Source organism: Acinetobacter sp. UBA6720 (assembly GCF_002454215.1).
Taxonomy (GTDB): domain Bacteria; phylum Pseudomonadota; class Gammaproteobacteria; order Pseudomonadales; family Moraxellaceae; genus Acinetobacter.
The window spans coordinates 1-19,124 of record NZ_DKIK01000177.1 but is presented as its reverse complement, the minus strand read 5'-3'; the positions used below and the strand labels follow the sequence as shown (position 1 = coordinate 19,124).

Below are 19,124 nucleotides of genomic sequence, written 5' to 3'. Positions count from 1 at the left end.
TAAATTGCTCAATAAAAAACCCGCTTACCTCTCCCAAAGTAAGCGGGTTAAATTTGCGCTTTATTACTAATTCTTTAATTCATCTTTATTTTTCACAGAATATAATCCCATTGTTTCACTATGATGAATAAATCACTCAATTTCTTAAATATCACTTAATTTCTTTCAAGCAATCACGACACACCTTGATTTCTTCGTCATCAATCGTGTAATCGATCTCAGTCGCACCATGCAGGCCGAATAAGCACATCAGTAATCTAAGCATGATTTTACTCCTGGCTAATCAAGCATTTTAACTTGGTGTGATTACACTAATATTTCTCAGGGCAATAAAAAAAGGATGTGGTAATCTGCCACACCCTTGCCTATAGTTCGATATTAATCAGCTCGGCAACTGATCTACCGCTACTCACAATCACATCAACCTTACATGCACGGTCAACTTCACTTGCTTTCATTCTCTTTAAGGTCGGGTTGCCAAGCCCTAGCTGGTATTGCCTAAACCATCTAGGCGTTTACTCAAGGCATGTTCTGCAAGCTGGCACACTCGCAGGATATGATTGCCATATTTAAGGCAACAAAAAAGCCCGACCACTTGATCGAGCTTTGATGTAAGTAAATATCTGGGTGGCGGCATTAAAATTTAAACCACTACGAATAAAGTTAAGCCGCCATTGGGTGCCTTGATATTGCTTTCACGGAACATTTCTCAAGGCAACAAAAAGCCCATCATGTGATGAGCTTTTAAAGTATTGGTCTCGGGTAAACCGTAATACGACCAGTATAGTGAAACTATATCTTAGATTCCGAAATAATGGAATCACTATGCCTTTAATTCTTTGTAAGTATTTTTCTTGTACTTTTCAACCGCCTTTGATGCCTCATCAATTGCCGACTCCATAGCCAATGACATTAAGCCCTCATATGATTTCCATGTTTTGCGGTAATTCTCGGCTAGCATCTGAATTGAACTTATACCCGCATAATACAATCGACCTTGCGGGGTAAAATTGGCCTCAAGCTGGGGATCTAAAGAGAAATCAATTACCATACGCGCAATCAAGTAAGCCAAGTGATTCATGGTAATTTGTTCAGGCTCTCGCTTCTTATCTGCCACGGCGTTTTGAAGCATGATATTTACCAGGTGCATACGTACGTATTCATAATCGCTTTCACACTTACCATCAAAGACAATTAATGAAGTAACTGACTTCGCCAGCTGGGTATCCATTGTAGCAATGGCACCTAAACGATCTTCGTAATTCAAAGGTTTCTCCCCAGTGCCATGTGCTTGTGGCTCAAAGTTTGGTGACTTTGCAGTAATGCCATGAGTCAACCATTCAAATTGTTCAAATTTATCTGCCATAACTGCATTCATCCCAAATCCCCTACCATCTTCTCTATTTGCTCAATCGCTTTGCCGCTTTTCACTTGCTCGGTGCTAAACCGTATTACCTGGTAACCCATCATTGTTGCTGCGTTGTATTTCTCTAAATCTCCTAAATAACCCTTTCCCCTTGTATGCCTGCCATTACTCCAGATCCCACCTTCCACTTCGACCAAGATCTTTTTGCCCTTCAAATGAAAATCAGCTCGCCATTTACGTGTAGGGTGAAACTTAAACTCCTGCTCAAACTCAATCTTTAAAGCTCTCAGTGCTGTGGCCAATATCACCTCACCCTCACTCTGTACTTTTTCACTTTTTACCTTTGGGCGCTTAGATCCTCTTTTAGGTTTATTCGTACCGATCATCTTTTTGTATTCAGCAATGGAGTAGCTGCTAGTCATCAGTCACCCGAAATCAACTTGATCACTAAAATCACTACAACCAATGCAGAGCAAAATCCCAGTCCAAAACTAAAGCCTCGATTCATCCACTCCCAAACAGCGCCATTATTAAAACCGCCGTTTACCCACTTCCAGAAAAACTTGATTGCGAAAAACACAAATGCACTAAGCAGCAGACAAAGTAGAAAGTCTTTATTACTCATCCCTCAACCACCTCCACATCAGTACATAAACACATGAACGGCGTTCCATCATCTAAACGCCCAAATACCCGACCATCTTCAACTCGATCTAATACACCGTATCCAGTGAAGCGCTTGCCTGAATAAATCGTTGCGGATTCACCAATAAAATCTACTTTTACGCGGTCGCCTGCTTTCATTCTTCACCCACCCTATCGATTACTGTTTTAATGGCTTTCAATGTCATATCTTGATCAGTGGAATCACGTAAAAGATCAGCAATCAATGAAACTTTTCTCTTATATTTTTTAGCAACTTTTTCCGCAGCTTTCTGCTTGCGATCAACTCGAGTGTCATGCTCAATCAACTCATTATGTTCTTGCTTGAGCTGGATATAACACTGCTCCATGTTGTTGAGTTGGGCTTTAAGTGAATGGATCTCAGCAACCTTCTCTTTCACTATATTGAAAAGCTCAATAACCGTTTTTTCTGCTAAATCTCTGAATTCGTTCATCCCATCACCCCAATCCATTTAATTTCAGAGCTTCATTTACATGAAGGTCAGTAACTATTGTTGTTGGTGCAATATGATTTCTAATGTCGGATACATCGTCCGTGCGGTCATGGTCAGCGATGGCTTTGCGATAAGTATCAAGGCTTACAAGATTTGGAAAACCCGTACTTCTATACACCTCCCATTTTTCATTGATAAAAATTGGAGTGGTTGTTCTTTCCTCATAACCAATAAATGAATCAGAAAAGCCATAACTTTTCGTATCTTTCGCATAGCAATTCCGATGAGGCCACCAGTACAAAGCACCCTCTGGAATACCCGCCACAATTTCACGCATTCTTTCGATTGTTAAATTCATGATTTCACCCCAAATATGTTCTTAGCCTTATCGGTTGGTAAGTATCCAATTGGATATTCGCCATCACCCTCTAGGTATCCTTGATCCTCTAATTGGTGTAGATACCGCTGCGCTGAGCGAATATGAACCCCAGCTAAACTTGCAATTTCCTTAGACCAAATACGTCGATTGTTTTTCACAGCAAAACTTATGATCTGTACGTAGCAATCAAATGCTGTGGCGAATTTTTTTGAATTAAATTTTTGTTGTGAGCTGCTCATGCGACTACCTCACTACCAACCCTTTGAGAAAGAGTTTTTAATTCTTTCAATTGGCTTTCTAATGATCTGATTGCATTAGCCACTGCACTTTGTGTCTGGCTAATCTGACCATCTTTGGAGAGGCTTTGTTTTAGTCTTTTTAGTTCACTTCTTACCTCCCATGAGGTTGAACTTGTAGGGAGGTTTAAAAACTCACACAAATCGTTGAACATTGTTTCAACTTCAAGCTTCTCGACTGAAATCAACTCTCGTTGACGAGCTGCATGCTTTACAACATCCAAATCACCTATAGCTTTACGAAGCTCTTCTGTTCGATAATCTAAGGCTTGTTGAGCTTGATCTTTTCGCGCCAAAGCCATAGCGAGATCTTCCCCATATTTTTTTGCAATTTTTTGTCGGATCTTGTACTCATTAATCGAGTTTATGCGCGTGTGTCCTTTCGATCTGTCCACACCATCAATTACAAGCTTTATCCAGAAGTCTTTCGGTAAGTCATTCGCTATAGGTTGTAAAGTTGGACCCTTCACCATGCGCCATCCATTTTCGCTACGCACAATCAACCCACAACCTTTTGGCACATCGTCTTTGCTAATCAATCCCTTTGGCACAGCAAAAATGACACCCGATGCAAAACGCAAATAACTTTGCCACTTACCCTTTGTGATGTCTGATCTAAAGTCAGAAACCGAAACTTTGCACTCATAAGCCAATGGCTTGAAATTTGTATAAGACTTAGGGATAGAGTACACATCTGGTCTAGGCGATCCTGATGGTCCAAGCTGCATATCTGTCCAAATAATTCGATCTGAATTTTGACCTAGATGTTTTGCTAGATCCTCTGCAAGCTGATCGTGACCCCATTTGATTGCTTCTTTCACACCCCACCCCCTGCGCTTTCCCACTTCACATCACCAAGACTTGGGCGAAAAACTACAACAGCACATCCAAATGGCGCATTATGTTTACAGCCACCAAATTTCAATCTGCCTTTGATGTAATGAATTTCACGGTGAATACAATGTTCTTGCCACCAGCCCACATCCGTTCTAGCAGGAAGTAGTGCAACTACTGTATGTCCTGCATTAGCTGTACTCACAGCTTTCTCAATCCACATTGAGATTTCACGTCCATAAGGAGGGTTCATCCAACATGTGCCATTCCAATCTTGCGCCAACCCATCAATTTCAGGTGTGAAGTAGCGGTGACATTTCGCATTCTCAGGAAGCGCACATACATCCAAATCAAACTTAAAAACTGTATTTAATTTATTAAATAAATCTTGAGGTGTAGCCCAAACATCGGTACGACCTTCAGCATTTCCAAACAACCCCAATTTCGCCATTGAGTTCACACCCCACCCCCTACGCCTTGCATGCGTTGATCAGCCCAATTGCACTCAATCAATGTCAGGCCATCGTGTTGAAAACGAGACCAGAGACGATCACCTAAATCCTTCTGTAATTCAGCAAGCGTCATGTTTGAAATGAGCATTGTTGATTTACCCTCGTCATAACGTGAGTACAAAACTTTGTGCACCAGCTGGAGACGGTTTTCATGGCGGTCATGCAATCCATATTCATCAAGAATCAATAGATCGTATTCAGTGAAGCGATAAACAGCGTTTACCTCACTGTCATCAGCCTTGGTCCATGCATTCGCTATTTCATTAGCCATGTCTTCAGAAGTCACATAGCGGGCATATTTTTGGGTCTCAAGAATGTTTCGAGCCACGGCGCAAGCTAAGTGTGTTTTCCCTGTACCAGTGCGACCAATCATGATTAGGTTGCGCTTGATCCCCTTGATAAAATCTTTCACAAACGTGACGCATTGAGTTTTTGCATTTTGCTGACCACTGTTAGCCACCAAGTATTCTTTGAACCCGTTGTTTGCATGGCGGGTTGGAAGTTTTGCGCCTTGGAAATGTTTTTCACGAACCATCGCATTCACGGCGTTGTGGTGTTCCGCTTGAGCTTTGTTAAGCGCTTCCGTTGAGCATTGCTTGCAGAACGATTTACCACGGTAAGAAACCATTTGTTCCTGGTGCAACTGGCAGAACTCTGTCGATTGCTGAATATCAAAATTAAGCGGTGCGATTGCGTTCATAGGAGCCCCCTCGTATCCACATCACCTGTTGCTGGCTCATAGTTCTGAACCTCACCCCAAGGATCGTTCACATTGCGGTTGTTTGGTTTTTCAGAAGATTTCTTACGTGTTTGTTTTTTTGCCTCACGCTCAGCCTTGGTCACTTGTTTCTCAAATTCCTGCACCAACCAAGCTGCGAACTTTCTCGTTTTTTGGTTTTCAGTGAGATGGATTTTGTTTTCCCAGTGCGCATTAAAACTACCCAAGTGAAACTGGAAATCAGGCATGGTTAAAATTTCGTTTACCCGATGACTGAATTTGGTTTGAAGTAAAATTGTGCTTAGGAAATTTTGATCAGGTTTCCATGAATCATCCTGAGCTGAATTTTTAGGCGATTCCTGTTGTGTGTTTATATCTGTAGTAATCTCTGTAGTAGTCTCTGTATTTGTCCCCTTTTTGAAATGGGGAGGGTCTACCTTTTCAAATGGGGAGCCTCCCCCTTTTGAAAGTGGGAGGGTGGTCATTTCAAAAAGCACAGGGGTAATCAGCTCAATAAACAAAACATTGTTATATTTCTGATTGTTAGCCTCGATTGTGCGAAAATGACGTTTGAGCACTCCACACTTCTCAAGACGATCAAAAGCCTCTTTGACTTGCTGCTTTGAGAAGCCATATTGATCAGAAAAACTTTGGTAAGAACGCTGCAAAAGATCAGACTTAAACTTCTTTTTTACGCGCACAACTTGGCCAGAATATTCATCTCGCACCACTGTTGGTCGATGCCAATAAACGATTTCTGAAAGCACAACGATCGCGTTTAAATCAGGTTTTCCACTCTCTAAAACAAACGTGCTAAACCAACTGGTCGGCAAGATATTGCCTTCAAGGTGAACGCTACCAACCTGATCCACGACATCATGGCCAGTGCTGAATAAACTCATGCAGTGTCCCCCTCTGGCATTTCATAAATAAAACTGCCGTGCATTAAAATCTTATTAGCTCTGCGCAAGCTCGCTACAATTTCACCAGCTTGATACACCGAAATTCGGTGCTCATTCACCAGAGTTTCAATGAGCTCATCTCGAAGAACCGCTGCATTCTTTTCGTCACGATTGATCTTGCGTAGGTTTGCTTTACGCACATCTAGCAATCGACCCAACGAGCGCAATGCTGGCTCGTACCATGATTGTGTCCACTGAACTTGTTTATGCTCAGGCTTCTTTTGAATAGCCTTGTTGGTAATCATGGAACCTCCGCTAAGGCTTGTTCAGCTTTAGTAAGACGGCGTTTTAGTTTTAGTTCTAAGGTTGATGCGTGACGGATTTCCGTTGGATCTACAACGATAACGATCACACCATTCGCTGTAATACCAACTCCATCCAGCGAAGTTATGTATTCAACGGAAAGCAAATCATCCGTATCAAAAGTACGATTCACTAGAGTCACTGGAGCGATTAGCACCACCGTATCCCCTTGTAAGAAATCGTTATTTGAATTGTCTTGGATTGCTTGTTGTGGTAAATTTGTTCTCATATTCATTGGTTTCCAAATTAATGAATCACGACCACTTTCAGTTGCTGCTGAAAGTGGTTTTTTAATATCCGAGTTCTGATAATCGTTGCGATAAATCACTGTGTTGATAATCATTAATGTCAGAAGCTCGAGCCATTGATAGGCGTGCTAGAAAGAAAATGGATTCAACAAATTGACGGTCATAACACTCATAGTTTTCTGGGATTACTTTCAATCCAAGAACATCCAATAGAGCGCAAGCATTTTCAATCTCACTCAACCCATTGCTTTTCTTGTCATTTTTCATTCTTGATAATGTGCTTGCATCAATCCCTAGATTTTCAGCAATCTCACCGTTATTTTTTGATGCAAGGCCTTGCATTACTAAGGCTCTGGTATTTCTAGCTCTTGCAGATAGTTCAGACGATACTTTGCTCATAAGTGGTCCTTAATGGGTAGTTGGTGGTTTTTTACGACTCATGGGTGTTTGGGTCTCGACATTTAAAAAACGCTGATAACCATCTGGCACCCCATTGCTACGCCATAAAGAAACTGTTCCTTTTGTGCAGCCCAGCAACCCTGCCAACTCAGTATCAGATTTGCATCCATATCGGGTTCGTAGGTCATCAACTGTGAATTGATAAACACCCATAATATTAAACCTTATCTCATTAATGTTTAATGTATTAAACAATAAAGTTTAAGACTCTGTCAAACGAAATGTTTAATATTCTAAACATCAACAACAGGGACAAAAGTCATGATCGAATCTGTAGCGGATCGAATAGATAAGCGCATGAAAGAGCTTAAAATTAAGCAGGTAGATCTAATAAATAAGAAAGTAGCAAGTAAGGGAACCATTTCCCTGTGGTTGTCAGGCGGATCAATCCCTAGTGGTGATCGTCTTGTAAAGTTATCCAATGAATTAAAAGTTGATGCAGCTTGGATCCTGACAGGTCAGGGCGACATTAATAGTCGCTTTGATAATAATGTTGAATTAAACCAAGTTGTAACAGTGACTTACGCACCTGTAATATCGTGGGTACAAGCTGGGAGCTTTACCGACATGGATTCAATAAATAACTTAGCAGAATGTGAAAAATTACCTCTAGTACCTGGCGCAGGAAAGAAAAGCTTTTATCTGGAGGTGCGTGGTTTGAGTAATGCGCCTTACTTTGAGGAAGGTGAGAAAATTTGTATTGATCCCGATTATCAACTGGAAGACATACAAACTGGGGAAATGGTGGTTGTTAAATGTAATAACACCGCAACTTTTAAAGCACTCATATCAGAGCCAGATGGTTATTATTTAAAACCCCTTAATCCTAGCTGGGCAGAACAAGTAATACCCTTAAATGAAGACTGTATTTTGGTTGGAAAGTATGTTGGCTCGTTCAAGCCAGCAAGAAAATTTAGTCTGTCTTAATTTCATATTTATTCTGACCCGCTTTGGCGGGTTTTTTTATTGCCAGTTTTATACATCAAACAATAAAAAGAACATTTTGTTTAATTAGTCAAACTTTATTGTTGACATGAAAGTTTAATTGTTTAAACTAAATCTCGTAAACAACAAAAAGCCCTGACACTTTCGACGGGATCAGGGCTTTTGCAAACTTTGCGAGATCAATTATGAACAAAACCTTAACCCCTTTCAATAGCATCAAGATATCACTTGGTGTAGCTGCTGTAACAATAAGCGTGCTTAGCTGTGGGTTTAAAACTGCACCACAGGCTGCACAACCTGTAGTTGCTAACGTAGCTCCATCTGAATATCAACTCCTTGCATTACGTATGACTGGTGAAAACCACGGCGAAGCGATTATTCGTTTAGATGGTTTCCGAGTGACTGCACGTTTTGAAGTTGAAGCATATCCTGACAGCTACGGCGTACCAGGTAGTGAATTCACCGCTGTAGACGTAACCAGCCTTGATGAAGTGACCGTTTCAGATGCCTTAGGCAATCCATACAACGACTTCACAAACCACATCGACCATCAGAACTTCAATGCCCTCATCAAAGGTTATATCGAAAAACATCGTTTAGTGGAGGCAGGCTAATGACTACTTCTACTCAAAAGTTTTCTGAGTTCATAAGCCAAGATGACGAAGGCAACATTCGTATGCGTTTGGGCCATTCAACCTACTTTGAAAAAGGTCGCCATATCTATGTGGTCAATAAGAATGGTACCGAGCAGTTAATCACGCTTGAGGTTCATGCAGCTAAACCTTGGATCCGCGAAAACTTTGAACGTGAACGCACTTTCCAGCGTGATAGAACCATGGCTATTCGTCTTCAGAAGTCACTTACACGTTCTTATCCAAAATCTTATAAACGAGCTAAAGGCTCACTGTTCTGGGCATAAGGAGTATTCATCATGGCTATACCTATTATTCCAGCAGACCAAGCATTAAACGTAAGCGCGATTATTACTTACATCTATGCAGATCCGGGGCTTGGTAAAACATCTCTAGGTTTTACCGCAGATAAAGCAATTTCGTTTGACTTTGACCGCGGTGCACACCGTACTGGTGAACTTCGTCGCGGAGCTGTTGTTCCAGTTCAGCAGTGGTCAGATATTGAAAACATTACTGAACAAGACTTAGCACCTTTCAATACGGTTGTTATTGATACCGTGGGCGCAATGCTTGAATCCATCAAGACACACTTGCTTAAAACAGCGAATAACCGTCAGCAAGATGGTGCACTCAAGTTAAAAGCCCAAGGCTTAGCAAACATGAAGTTTAAGCAGTACATCAATACGCTTTTGAGTTTTGGTAAAGATGTTGTCTTTATTGCCCATGCCTCAGAAGACCAAAGCGGTGATCAGATCATCTACCGTCCTGAGCTTGGTGGTAAGAACCGTAATGAACTTTACCGTATTGCAGACATCATGGGTTATTTGACCACTGTAACTACTGGTGAAGGTAAAAATGCGAGAGTTATTAACTTTAAGCCATCCCCAACACACCATGCGAAAAACTCAGGAGCTCTAGGAGGTGAAACTGGTGAAGTTTGGGTACCTGATCTCAAATCACACCCTACTTTTCTTGCAGACTTAATTGCAGATGCGAAGGCTCATATCAACACGCTTACCCCTGCTCAAATCGCATTAAATAAAGCACTTGAGGATTTAGATAACTGGAAACAAAGTTGCGAAGAAGCTGTTTATGTAAGTGACTTAAATCACCTGACCGAAACCCTAAAGTTGGACAAAGAACACACTTATTACCAAAACATGCGTCAAGCGATGCTTGCTCGAGCGAAAGTACTTGGCTGCACATTCGATATACCGCGCGATACATGGATAGAACCTCCTGAATTTAATGGGATATCAGAAGCTCAACGGGATGAATTGCAGGAATTTATAGACCAGTGTGGATTGGATGTAAAAACAGCTTGTGAGCACTTGGGTATAGATTCTCTTATGGAAATTGATTCAACCCAAATCCAAAAAGTAATGAAAGAACTTGAACTGTTGGCAAAATCAGGAATCAGTCAATGAGCGCATTAATCCTAGACACAGAAACTCATGACTTAAATGGCTACCCAATTGAGATTGCTTACGCACCTTGCTCTTTTGAGCAAGGGGTGTTGGTAATCAACCAAGGGGAAGTATTTGATGAGTACTTTTCATGCCCTGAGCCTATCGCTCTAGGTGCTTTAGCAACGCACCACATTCTTGAAACTGATATTGCTGAAAAGCCAAGCTTTGACACATTCAAGATGCCTCAAGGTGTTCAATACCTGATTGGCCACAATATTGATTATGACATTAAAGCTATTCAGAAATGCCAGCCTGACTTCACGGTCAAAGGAATTTGCACATTGGCTTTATGTCGCATGGTATGGCCCGACCTGCCCCACACATTAGGCGCTATGTACTACCACGTTATGGATGATTTGGAGCTGGCACGAAAACACCTTCGACACGCCCACAACGCTAAAGCAGACATCTATTTCACAGGTGTAATTCTAAAAACATTAGTAGAGCAGCTAGGCATTAAAGACATGAATTCACTTTTCATCATGTCGGAAAGTGCCCGTATACCGAAGTACATAACTTTTGGGAAACATAAAGGTACGGCGATTAAAGATCTTGATCAAAGTTATGTGACTTGGTTGCTGCGTCAAGATGATTTAGACCCCTACCTGCGTAAAGCACTGGTGGATCTATGAAAAAAGCAACTCTAGTTCATCCACTCATGAGCGAAGCCTTTCTAATTTGGTTGGCTAAGCTTGGATATAAGGGTGTGGCTCGCGCTGGTGTTATCTCCTTTTACCACGAGGTCAACAATCGAAACTTTCCACGTGGCGTTATGATTTTGGAGAACGGTCGATTAAACAGGCCAGCTGCCAAATTATTTGAAGAATTTAAAAAACATGATCCATTTAATGAGGTGGTGTGATGGAAGTGCATGAGAAACGAATTCTACTTGAAGCTATTGACACTCTAATTCGTCGACCTGCTCAAGCTGACGAAACAACTCTTGGCAATGCAATTGGTTATTTCACAAAGCTTGTGGAGGATTTAACTCAAGGTCAAATAACCTTGCTTCCAGTGCAAAAACAGCAATTTAAAAGCGCTACTAAAGAAGTAGCTTAATAAAGATTTCGAGCAATAATTTGCGCAATTTCAACCATAAATCAGGATTTTGCGCAGATGTTTGCTCAGGAGGATAATAATGAGTAATCCAGAAACAATCGAAATTCATGGCTTAAGCACTATTCATAAGCTTTGTAAATTTGGTGCAGACCACAACATGGAAGGACGCTCTTTCACTGAAATCGTTGAACATATGTTTTCTGAGTTGGCTGAAGCGAAATCTACGAAAGGCACAATCCTTTCCTGTAAGCAACTCAAAGAGGCTCTTGAGTTTGGAGCGCCTGATTTGTTTTCAGAAACTAAAGGTCAAGATGGAGATCTTGAATTCCAATTAGAAACTGAAATGTCCATTGAGTTTATAAAAGATGGACACAGTGGATCTGGCTATTACTGCTGGTACTACGACCTACCAGAGGAGGGTTCAATCATTCTTGGTGATGAAGCACAGGAGCAAAGTCATGAGTAAACTTGAAACTGGCTTGATAGAAATTCAAATAAATGAATTTATCTATGATGGTGAAAATATTGTAGTTGGCGATGAAAACTGGAAGGAATGGGTTTTATCAAGTGACCCATTTGAGGGTGACATTGGTGATGGTAATAACTTAACAGATAAAATCGTTAAGACACGACAAACAAAACAATTGTGTTCTGATTGCTTATCTATTTGTGAGCCAAATAAATATTCGAGAGTTATTTCAAGTGCTGTAGATGGTCAATTGCTAACAAATCGCTATTGCCAAGAATGTTGTACTGCTATGGCATTTGATGAGCTTCATCAAGATTACAAACAATATGATGATGAGAGTGAAGACTATCCAGAAGAAGAAATAATGCTAAGTGATGTGCGCCAAGAGGTGCGAACTCGAAATGAAAAGATTCTAATTGGGGTTTTAGGTAAACGATACTTTGACAAGCCGAATGATCAACTTTTTAAGGTAATGATCGAAGCACAGGAGCCAAGCCATGATTAAACAATTAAAGCGCGCCGATCTACCTGAAGACCTTTGTTGGTGGTTTCATCCTGATTTTAATTCCATTGATCCAATGGCAACCTGTGACGAAGAACGCGGCTACACGCCTGAAGAATGGGAGCAGCTTCAAGCAAACGGCAATATTGATATTTTAATCGACACGTCTGTTGATCTTGGGGAAATTGATCCTAATGCAGATGGTGAATGGAAAGGCTTCGCACCTACTCCACCATCAGCAGAACATTTTTTAATGGCAGCTTTTGATACTGAGCATTCGGACTATGCTGTTTTATGGTGGGCTAAGGAGCGTTTACCGCATTCTGTCCAGCAAAGTTTGGGAGAGGTGCCATGAAAGAGCGTCCTATTCTATTTAGTGCTCCAATGGTCACTGCAATTTTGGAAGGTTATAAGACTCAGACTCGTCGAGTTATGCGTAGACAGCCAGATGCAGTTGAGTATTTTCGAAGTGGAGTAATAACCACGGATACAGATGCACAAAATGCAATTCTTCGGTGCTACAACAATCCAAAAGGATTTAAAAAGTGCGCTAGCGGTTGGTTAGCTAGTGCAACTTACAAAACCCCGTTTAGTGAATTTAATGTAGGTGACTGCCTTTGGGTGCGTGAAACTTTCCGCTTATATGATTCAGATGAATGTCCTCATGCTGATTTTCCATGTGGATGCCCAAGAAATGGCACGCCTTTATTTAAAGCTTCTCATGATTGTCGTGATGGTGAAAAGTGGACTCCATCAATTCACATGCCACGTTGGGCATCTCGTATCTTGCTTGAAATCACTGGTATTCGTGTTGAGCGATTACAAAGCATTTCTGATGAAGATGCAAAAGCTGAAGGTTTTGATTATTCAACCCATCCTTCAGCAATTGAAATGGGCTATGCCATTGGTGCTAAAACCAACTTTCGTCATACATGGGAACAAATTTACGGTGAAAATGCCTGGAATAAAAACCCATGGGTGTGGGTTGTCGAATTTAAGAAATTAAATGAGGTGGTAGCATGACAGCAAAAATACTTGATCCATGTTGTGGCTCACGCATGATGCATTTCGATCGTACAAATCCAAATGTCGTATTCGGAGATATTCGAACTGAAAAGCACATTTTATGTGATGGTCGCTCTCTTGAGGTGTCACCTGATATAGAAATGGATTTTCGTGCAATGCCATTTGAAGATGAAACCTTCCATGCTGTAGTTTTCGACCCACCTCACTTGGTTCATGCTGGCGATAAAAGTTGGCTTGCTTTGAAATATGGAAAGCTTGGCCAAGATTGGCGAAGTGATCTAGCCTTAGGTTTTGCTGAATGCTTTCGGGTACTCAAACCAAACGGCATGTTAATTTTTAAGTGGAATGAAACTCAAATTAAGGTCCGCGAAGTTCTTGCATTGACCGACCAAAAACCTTGGTTCGGTCATCCAAGTGGCAAACGTGCGAATACACACTGGATTGGTTTTATGAAAATGGAGCTAGCTTATGACTAACCTCCAACACATCGCCCAGGAACTTGCTGAAGAATTTGCACCACTCGTCATAGGCCAGTCAGGCACAACCAAAACATTCACGGCGGAGCAAGCCTCTGCCCTTTATCACATCCTTGTGGATTTTGGATTTAAAGACGAGCACACAGGCTTAGACACAAAATTGCCGTTTGAGTTAATTGATATAAAGAAGGAGGTGACTTGATGGCGCGTTTAACAAAATTGGATAAGTTGTCAGCTGATGAAAAAAAAGCTTTAGTTGAAGACTTTCGAAATTCACCTGACGATGGCTTATTTACTCCTGAAGCCGTGGCATTGTCTTGTGGTTTTTCCATCCCGTGGTTGCAAAAAAAACGCTGTGAAGGTGGTGGTATTCCTTTCTCAAAACCTACTTCAAAAACCGTTTTGTATAAGAAAAAGGATGTTATGGATTATGTAGATAATCATCGCATGCTTCATACAGCTTAAGAAAAGCCCACTTATGTGGGCTTTATTTCTTCTTGCATTTTTGTAATTAAAACTGCTTTATGCTCTTTCAATACTGTATCTTCAATTTCATTCATTGCTTCACGCAATCTTTTATCACTTACTTGAATGTAGCCAGAAGTCACATCCCCATCGTCATCAGATTTTTTGTGATTTAAGAGCCGTTTAATTGTGTAATGTCCATAGTCTAAGCCTTCCGCGATTGAACCAAAGGTGCGTCGAAGATCGTGGAATGTGAATTTAACAGCACAAATTTTATTTACCCGGTCGCGAACTTTTGACAAATTTACTATATGGCCAGACTTAGATTTGGCAGACGGAAAAACCCATTCGCTTTTTATCATCCGCTTACGTCGTTTCATTAACTCAAATAGGAAATCACCCATTGGTAGTGTGTGAACTTCGCCATTTTTAGGATCTGTTGATGTAATAGTTCCGTACTTTAAATCTATGCTAGACCATGGTAGTGATTCACATTCTTCCCGACGGAAGCCAGTTAGAATTAAAGTCAGCATAAAATCACGGTTTGTATCCGTCTGCTGCCCTCTTTCATTGAAATTCACAATCGCATTAATCCAGTTGGGTAACTGGTCATCATTGATGTATGTTTTTCGACGTTTAATTTTATTCCAAACTTTTTTTGCACTTAAAGTTTTGGTGGGGTTATACGGTATTAAAATTGGCTGATCATCTTCACCGAGATAATGTTCAACTGAGAAGTTGTATACTGCAGAAAAGACACGCATTGCCAAATTGGCTTGTGCTTTACTACTTTTGCTCAATGCAGCATGTTTATCCTGAATCATCTTTCGGGAAACTTCGTCTAATTTAGAGTCATGCCAATCAGATAAGTGTTTATTAAGAACTGTGTAATAGTCTTTTAATGTGCGCGGTTTTAATTCTTTGAGTCCGATATAATTTTCAAAAGCGATTTTTACAGTTGGTTTGGACTTTGAGATGCTATTCTTAACATCCTCCTCTGCTATTTTCTTTCGCTTTTCATTATTTGGATTTATGCCCTGTGACATTTCAAGCAGTTTGGCGCGTGCCAACTCTCTTGCTTGAACAAGTGTAATGTTTCCGTGTAGACCCAAAGTAGACCGAACTGATTTACCCAGTACTTTTTTTTCAACAATATACGTCTTATAGCTATTGTTTACGCGCACAGCAAAGCCAATCAATTCAGAATCTCTATAGATGGCTGGTGTCAGCTCTAATTGATCAATAAATGACTTTGTTAGCTTTACTCTTTTGGATGACATATATAGAATCGCTATCTGTCGCAATATCAAACAATATAGCACAATAATTTTTACAGTCTACTATGCGTCTACTTGGTAAAAATGCTTGCTTCAAGTCAAAATATTGGATAGTATTGGACACATCGCAAGTAATTGATAAATAATTACTTCGACACATATAGGGCCTATAGCTCAGTTGGTTAGAGCAGCGGACTCATAATCCGTTGGTCGACAGTTCAAGTCTGTCTGGGCCCACCATATAAAACAACCACTTAGGTGCATTAATCCTAGGTGGTTTTTTATTGGCTATTTTTATATAAACATTTTGAATTCAAGTATTAGTCGTTTCTGCTTATTTAAAAAAAGATTCGAAATTTTCATTTAAGCAATCCTTTCTAATCTTCATCATTCTCAGAATCACGACCTAATTTATCTTTGCTTTAGATTTTCCTGTCAAATCTTATTTTCAGGCATTTTTTATGATAACTGTAACAAATTCTTTGCCTAAACTTGCAGCTATAGATTCAAATGATATGAGTCAAGCCATCATGACTGATCGTGCCCCATTGTTTCTATACCCTCCTACAGAAACCTATACTGTAATCACTTAGCCTCACTACTCACAAAAATATGGCTAAGTTAAGCATTGAATAACTGTGAACATAACAACCAACACGCTATATATGACTAGTAAGTATAAATTTTAAGCATCCAAACATGATGCTCTAACAAAGTATCTCATTTAGAATAAGAGCTATTAACGATTATAGATGATTGAAAATTAAATTTTTAAGTCAATCAAGCTAGTTATAGCTAGCATCAAAAATCAGTGCATTTATACATTATTACCACTAAATACTGATTTCCTTTTTCTTACGAGACTCAATGAAAAATTCAACAACCGACCACAGAACAACCAAACCGAAAAGGACAAATGCCCATAAAAAAGTCGAAAGATAAGTCATTTTAACAATCCTGAACTTTGTTACACCAAAGTTAAAGTATGAAAGTTCACACTCTTTTCTTAGACCAAAGTCTAATCTTTCATTTCGATTATGAATAGTAGTATTTTTAAAAAAATTATACTTATTTTCTATTAATAAATATCTATAAAGACTTATTGCATACCTTTTAATCATAATTATTTAGCCTACTAATGGAAAAATCTGACCTCTAATGTCTGATCAGAATTAAGTTAGGGCTTGACTCAAACGCCAAACAAGCAGACATTAGCCACTTTAAAAAACACTTGTATATTTATGCTCATGTTAAAGAAACTGATTGGCGAGTCTGCATTTAAGCTCGCAGGCTGGAAATACCATGTGGAACCAAATGTTTTAGAAGATAAGCAAGTCATCATTGGATTTGAGCATACCTCTATGCTCGATGCTGTTTTATCACTGGCCATTTTTCAAATCTACGATATGAAAATCCATACCCTGATTAAAAAAGAATTATTCAAGGGGCCAATCAAGCCACTACTCGAGGCGATTGGTGGTATTGCAGTTGACCGTAAGTCAAATAAAGACATCGTGTCGCAAATGGTTGAACACTTTTCTCAACATGAAAAATTCAACTTGGTGATTGCACCAGAAGCAACCCGTGCAAAAACAGGCGAAGCACGTAAACCGATTCGGACAGGCTTCTGGCATATTGCAAAAGCCGCAAATGTCCCTATTGTACTCATGTATGCGAATTCGCAAACCAAACAAGGGGGTATTTTTGGAAAAATCTATCCCACAGAGTTAGATCATGATTTGGCCCTCATTAAAGCACTTTATAAAGAACATGTTGGTTTAGATATTGAAATTCCCGAACCTAGAAATGATCCCAAATAAGCTCATCTAAATGACCTAAAAGAATGTGAATAGCCCCTCTCTTTTAGGTCTAAATTAATTCTTTCTAAGGGCTCATTTTTGAAATGAATTGCTTCACAATCTAAATTTGAAATAACTGGCTTTATTTCAAACAATTTTATTTATTTTTTGTTTAATCTGACTCATTTCAGAAAAACACCTACTTTCGCATAAAAAAGTGCTTATGGTAGAATTTGCACAATTTGATAGGCACAAAGCCAATCTACAAGGAGCATATTTCGCATGGCGGGTCATTCCAAGTGGGCCAATATTAAGCATCGTAAAGCAAAACAAGATGCTAGCCGTGGTAAACTTTTTACCAAATTTATTCGTGAATTAACAACTGCTGCAAAGCTTGGCGGTGGTGATGCTGCAAGCAACCCACGTCTCCGTGCGGTTGTAGAAAAAGCACTTTCTGTGAATATGACACGTGACGTCATTAACCGTGCAATCCAACGTGGTGTTGGTGGTGAAGATAACGACGATTTAAAAGAAATTACTTACGAAGGTTATGGCGTTGGTGGTGTTGCAGTTATTGTAGAAACCATGACTGACAACTTAAACCGTACGGTACCGGATGTGCGTCACTGTTTCTCAAAAACAGATGGTAACTTAGGTACAAATGGTTCAGTTGCTTTCTTATTCACAAAGCGTGGTGAGATCACTTTTGAAGATGTGTCTTTAGAAGATCAAATCATGGACGTAGCCCTTGAAGCAGGTGCTGAAGATATCGAAGTGGATGAAGATGAAATCTTGGTCATTACTACACCTGAATCTTTTGGTGATGTGCAAGATGCTTTAACTGCTGCTGGCTTAAAATCTGATAATGCTGAAGTGGTCATGAGTCCTTCAACAAAAGCTGAAATTTCTGATATCGACCAAGCGAAAAAGATCATGAAAATGATTGATATGCTGGAAGATTTAGATGATGTACAAAACGTTTATACCAACGTTGAGTTCTCTGATGCGGTGTTGGCAGAATTAGACGCCTAATCTTTGCTTGATCAAAATGCGCGCTCAAACATAACTTTGGGAGCGCATTTTTTATGTCTGATTTAATACACTTTCAATAAATTTTGCTTTTTTGCAACGATATTTATCCATGCTTAAATGCTGGCTGTCGTGTTTTAATTGATTATAAGCCATGACTAAATTCTGATTTTTCAACAAGCGATCACGAAAGATCAAAAAACTTTGCCACTGAGAGTTTTTCACAACCAATTGAATAGCAACATCATCCTGCTGTAGCGACTCTAACATACATAGTTCATGCGTTCTTAAAGTATCAAGCTTTTCAACAAAACCTAAACTGGAAATACTAACGATGGCTGAGTCAAAATCTACAGCATCAACAGCCACATAAATATCCAAATCACCTTTAGAAACTGCATAAGGAATGGCAGATGAACCAATATGTTCAATCTGTGCTTTGGGTATGAGAGCTAAAAGTTGTCGCTGATAGTATACAAATTTTTGATGGCAAGATGCTTGATACTCAGTAGCTGCATAGAACCTCAGCATACGCTAAACCTTACTCAACAAACCGCTACAGTTAAATACATTATATTCTTTAATCACAAAGCTTGAATGAAGTGCCACCACATGCTCAATTTTACCAATGCGTTTGAGTAAAATATCACTGTAATTTTCCATATCTCTTGCCACAACTTCAACAATAAAATCTGCTGACTGCCCTGTCACTAAAAAGGCATTGGTCACTTCAGGAATGCTTTCCAACTCTTCCAAGAACTTGGAAAAAGTGTCGGTATCA

The 19,124-nt window shown here is 39.9% G+C and carries 34 protein-coding genes and 1 tRNA gene; 17 read left to right on the top strand and 18 right to left on the bottom strand.

Annotated elements, in window-relative coordinates; translation table 11 throughout:
- Positions 1 to 823 precede the first annotated feature (823 nt).
- Genes B4F08_RS14870 through B4F08_RS14800 form a run of 15 tightly spaced genes read right to left on the bottom strand, consistent with a single transcriptional unit; the run spans position 824 to position 7,348 of the window.
- Entirely contained in the window at positions 824 to 1,378 is a 555-nt protein-coding gene (locus tag B4F08_RS14870) for a hypothetical protein (protein WP_291375079.1), read from the bottom strand.
- Positions 1,375 to 1,788, bottom strand: coding sequence for a DUF559 domain-containing protein (locus B4F08_RS14865; protein WP_291375077.1), 414 nt, complete (start codon positions 1,786 to 1,788; stop codon positions 1,375 to 1,377). The genes B4F08_RS14870 and B4F08_RS14865 overlap by 4 nt, the downstream gene beginning before the upstream one ends.
- Positions 1,788 to 1,991, bottom strand: a complete 204-nt coding sequence (locus tag B4F08_RS14860) for a hypothetical protein (protein ID WP_291375075.1) — start codon at positions 1,989 to 1,991, stop codon at positions 1,788 to 1,790. The genes B4F08_RS14865 and B4F08_RS14860 overlap by 1 nt, the downstream gene beginning before the upstream one ends.
- The gene (locus B4F08_RS14855; protein WP_291375073.1) at positions 1,988 to 2,170 is read right to left on the bottom strand and encodes a hypothetical protein; all 183 of its coding nucleotides are present in this window, start codon (positions 2,168 to 2,170) and stop codon (positions 1,988 to 1,990) included. The genes B4F08_RS14860 and B4F08_RS14855 overlap by 4 nt, the downstream gene beginning before the upstream one ends.
- Positions 2,167 to 2,502, bottom strand: a complete 336-nt coding sequence (locus tag B4F08_RS14850) for a hypothetical protein (RefSeq protein ID WP_291375071.1) — start codon at positions 2,500 to 2,502, stop codon at positions 2,167 to 2,169. The genes B4F08_RS14855 and B4F08_RS14850 overlap by 4 nt, the downstream gene beginning before the upstream one ends.
- Positions 2,489 to 2,842, bottom strand: a complete 354-nt coding sequence (locus B4F08_RS14845) for a hypothetical protein (protein ID WP_291375069.1) — start codon at positions 2,840 to 2,842, stop codon at positions 2,489 to 2,491. The genes B4F08_RS14850 and B4F08_RS14845 overlap by 14 nt, the downstream gene beginning before the upstream one ends.
- Positions 2,839 to 3,102, bottom strand: coding sequence for a helix-turn-helix domain-containing protein (locus B4F08_RS14840; protein WP_291375068.1), 264 nt, complete (start codon positions 3,100 to 3,102; stop codon positions 2,839 to 2,841). Before B4F08_RS14840 ends, B4F08_RS14845 begins: the two co-directional genes overlap by 4 nt.
- A complete protein-coding gene (locus B4F08_RS14835) occupies positions 3,099 to 3,980 on the bottom strand; it encodes an MmcB family DNA repair protein (RefSeq protein ID WP_291375066.1) in 882 nt (293 codons plus the stop codon). Before B4F08_RS14835 ends, B4F08_RS14840 begins: the two co-directional genes overlap by 4 nt.
- Positions 3,977 to 4,453 (bottom strand): DNA N-6-adenine-methyltransferase, encoded by a 477-nt coding sequence (locus B4F08_RS14830; RefSeq protein WP_291375065.1) that lies wholly within the window; start codon positions 4,451 to 4,453, stop codon positions 3,977 to 3,979. Before B4F08_RS14830 ends, B4F08_RS14835 begins: the two co-directional genes overlap by 4 nt.
- The gene (locus B4F08_RS14825; protein WP_291375064.1) at positions 4,450 to 5,205 is read right to left on the bottom strand and encodes an ATP-binding protein; all 756 of its coding nucleotides are present in this window, start codon (positions 5,203 to 5,205) and stop codon (positions 4,450 to 4,452) included. Before B4F08_RS14825 ends, B4F08_RS14830 begins: the two co-directional genes overlap by 4 nt.
- A complete protein-coding gene (locus B4F08_RS14820) occupies positions 5,202 to 6,125 on the bottom strand; it encodes a hypothetical protein (RefSeq protein ID WP_349680404.1) in 924 nt (307 codons plus the stop codon). The genes B4F08_RS14825 and B4F08_RS14820 overlap by 4 nt, the downstream gene beginning before the upstream one ends.
- Positions 6,122 to 6,430, bottom strand: a complete 309-nt coding sequence (locus B4F08_RS14815; RefSeq protein WP_291375062.1) for a hypothetical protein — start codon at positions 6,428 to 6,430, stop codon at positions 6,122 to 6,124. Before B4F08_RS14815 ends, B4F08_RS14820 begins: the two co-directional genes overlap by 4 nt.
- The gene (locus B4F08_RS14810) at positions 6,427 to 6,723 is read right to left on the bottom strand and encodes a hypothetical protein (protein ID WP_414632483.1); all 297 of its coding nucleotides are present in this window, start codon (positions 6,721 to 6,723) and stop codon (positions 6,427 to 6,429) included. The genes B4F08_RS14815 and B4F08_RS14810 overlap by 4 nt, the downstream gene beginning before the upstream one ends.
- A 55-nt stretch (positions 6,724 to 6,778) precedes the next feature.
- The gene (locus B4F08_RS14805) at positions 6,779 to 7,135 is read right to left on the bottom strand and encodes a hypothetical protein (protein WP_291375061.1); all 357 of its coding nucleotides are present in this window, start codon (positions 7,133 to 7,135) and stop codon (positions 6,779 to 6,781) included.
- A 9-nt stretch (positions 7,136 to 7,144) separates the two neighbouring features.
- On the bottom strand, positions 7,145 to 7,348 hold the full coding sequence (locus B4F08_RS14800) for a helix-turn-helix domain-containing protein (protein WP_291375059.1): 204 nt from the start codon (positions 7,346 to 7,348) through the stop codon (positions 7,145 to 7,147).
- A 108-nt stretch (positions 7,349 to 7,456) separates the two neighbouring features.
- Here B4F08_RS14800 and B4F08_RS14795 point away from each other — a divergent pair, with 108 nt between their 5' ends.
- The 14 genes from B4F08_RS14795 (at position 7,457) to B4F08_RS14730 (ending at position 14,238) form a co-directional block, all read left to right on the top strand.
- Positions 7,457 to 8,122 (top strand): S24 family peptidase, encoded by a 666-nt coding sequence (locus B4F08_RS14795; protein WP_291375057.1) that lies wholly within the window; start codon positions 7,457 to 7,459, stop codon positions 8,120 to 8,122.
- A gap of 203 nt (positions 8,123 to 8,325) precedes the next feature.
- Positions 8,326 to 8,754, top strand: a complete 429-nt coding sequence (locus B4F08_RS14790) for a hypothetical protein (protein WP_291375056.1) — start codon at positions 8,326 to 8,328, stop codon at positions 8,752 to 8,754.
- A complete protein-coding gene (locus tag B4F08_RS14785) occupies positions 8,754 to 9,059 on the top strand; it encodes a hypothetical protein (RefSeq protein ID WP_291375054.1) in 306 nt (101 codons plus the stop codon). Before B4F08_RS14790 ends, B4F08_RS14785 begins: the two co-directional genes overlap by 1 nt.
- A gap of 12 nt (positions 9,060 to 9,071) precedes the next feature.
- Positions 9,072 to 10,199 (top strand): ATP-binding protein, encoded by a 1,128-nt coding sequence (locus B4F08_RS14780; RefSeq protein ID WP_291375053.1) that lies wholly within the window; start codon positions 9,072 to 9,074, stop codon positions 10,197 to 10,199.
- Positions 10,196 to 10,873: a 3'-5' exonuclease gene (locus tag B4F08_RS14775; RefSeq protein ID WP_291375051.1), complete on the top strand. Its 678-nt coding sequence runs from the start codon at positions 10,196 to 10,198 to the stop codon at positions 10,871 to 10,873. The genes B4F08_RS14780 and B4F08_RS14775 overlap by 4 nt, the downstream gene beginning before the upstream one ends.
- A complete protein-coding gene (locus tag B4F08_RS14770; protein WP_291375049.1) occupies positions 10,870 to 11,103 on the top strand; it encodes a hypothetical protein in 234 nt (77 codons plus the stop codon). Before B4F08_RS14775 ends, B4F08_RS14770 begins: the two co-directional genes overlap by 4 nt.
- Positions 11,103 to 11,300, top strand: coding sequence for a hypothetical protein (locus B4F08_RS14765; protein WP_291375048.1), 198 nt, complete (start codon positions 11,103 to 11,105; stop codon positions 11,298 to 11,300). The genes B4F08_RS14770 and B4F08_RS14765 overlap by 1 nt, the downstream gene beginning before the upstream one ends.
- Before the next feature lie 79 nt (positions 11,301 to 11,379).
- A complete protein-coding gene (locus B4F08_RS14760; protein ID WP_291375047.1) occupies positions 11,380 to 11,766 on the top strand; it encodes a hypothetical protein in 387 nt (128 codons plus the stop codon).
- Complete coding sequence (locus B4F08_RS14755; protein ID WP_291375046.1) at positions 11,759 to 12,274, top strand: hypothetical protein; 516 nt, start codon at positions 11,759 to 11,761, stop codon at positions 12,272 to 12,274. The genes B4F08_RS14760 and B4F08_RS14755 overlap by 8 nt, the downstream gene beginning before the upstream one ends.
- The gene (locus B4F08_RS14750; RefSeq protein WP_291375044.1) at positions 12,267 to 12,626 is read left to right on the top strand and encodes a hypothetical protein; all 360 of its coding nucleotides are present in this window, start codon (positions 12,267 to 12,269) and stop codon (positions 12,624 to 12,626) included. Before B4F08_RS14755 ends, B4F08_RS14750 begins: the two co-directional genes overlap by 8 nt.
- Positions 12,623 to 13,294 carry a hypothetical protein gene (locus tag B4F08_RS14745; RefSeq protein WP_291375043.1) on the top strand — a complete coding sequence of 224 codons (672 nt, stop codon included), beginning with the start codon at positions 12,623 to 12,625 and terminating at the stop codon, positions 13,292 to 13,294. The genes B4F08_RS14750 and B4F08_RS14745 overlap by 4 nt, the downstream gene beginning before the upstream one ends.
- The gene (locus B4F08_RS14740; protein ID WP_291375041.1) at positions 13,291 to 13,773 is read left to right on the top strand and encodes a class I SAM-dependent methyltransferase; all 483 of its coding nucleotides are present in this window, start codon (positions 13,291 to 13,293) and stop codon (positions 13,771 to 13,773) included. The genes B4F08_RS14745 and B4F08_RS14740 overlap by 4 nt, the downstream gene beginning before the upstream one ends.
- Positions 13,766 to 13,975, top strand: coding sequence for a hypothetical protein (locus B4F08_RS14735; RefSeq protein ID WP_291375040.1), 210 nt, complete (start codon positions 13,766 to 13,768; stop codon positions 13,973 to 13,975). The genes B4F08_RS14740 and B4F08_RS14735 overlap by 8 nt, the downstream gene beginning before the upstream one ends.
- Positions 13,975 to 14,238 carry a DNA-binding protein gene (locus tag B4F08_RS14730; protein ID WP_086209315.1) on the top strand — a complete coding sequence of 88 codons (264 nt, stop codon included), beginning with the start codon at positions 13,975 to 13,977 and terminating at the stop codon, positions 14,236 to 14,238. The genes B4F08_RS14735 and B4F08_RS14730 overlap by 1 nt, the downstream gene beginning before the upstream one ends.
- 11 nt (positions 14,239 to 14,249) lie before the next feature.
- Here B4F08_RS14730 and B4F08_RS14725 read toward each other — a convergent pair whose 3' ends face one another.
- Positions 14,250 to 15,518, bottom strand: coding sequence for an integrase family protein (locus tag B4F08_RS14725; protein WP_086209316.1), 1,269 nt, complete (start codon positions 15,516 to 15,518; stop codon positions 14,250 to 14,252).
- A 160-nt stretch (positions 15,519 to 15,678) separates the two neighbouring features.
- On the opposite strand from B4F08_RS14725, the gene B4F08_RS14720 reads away from it, so the two are divergent.
- From B4F08_RS14720 to B4F08_RS14710, 3 genes are all read left to right on the top strand, one after another.
- A tRNA-Ile gene (locus tag B4F08_RS14720) sits at positions 15,679 to 15,755 on the top strand.
- Between the two features lie 1,007 nt (positions 15,756 to 16,762).
- On the top strand, positions 16,763 to 17,335 hold the full coding sequence (locus tag B4F08_RS14715; RefSeq protein ID WP_086209592.1) for a 1-acyl-sn-glycerol-3-phosphate acyltransferase: 573 nt from the start codon (positions 16,763 to 16,765) through the stop codon (positions 17,333 to 17,335).
- 261 nt (positions 17,336 to 17,596) lie between these two features.
- A complete protein-coding gene (locus tag B4F08_RS14710) occupies positions 17,597 to 18,346 on the top strand; it encodes a YebC/PmpR family DNA-binding transcriptional regulator (RefSeq protein ID WP_086209318.1) in 750 nt (249 codons plus the stop codon).
- 51 nt (positions 18,347 to 18,397) lie between these two features.
- Here B4F08_RS14710 and B4F08_RS14705 read toward each other — a convergent pair whose 3' ends face one another.
- Together B4F08_RS14705 and B4F08_RS14700 are read right to left on the bottom strand one after the other, a co-directional pair.
- Positions 18,398 to 18,871, bottom strand: a complete 474-nt coding sequence (locus B4F08_RS14705) for a GrpB family protein (RefSeq protein ID WP_395579315.1) — start codon at positions 18,869 to 18,871, stop codon at positions 18,398 to 18,400.
- A gap of 6 nt (positions 18,872 to 18,877) precedes the next feature.
- Positions 18,878 to 19,124 (bottom strand): Lrp/AsnC ligand binding domain-containing protein (locus tag B4F08_RS14700; RefSeq protein WP_291375036.1); only part of this gene is annotated, 247 nt, incomplete at its 5' end.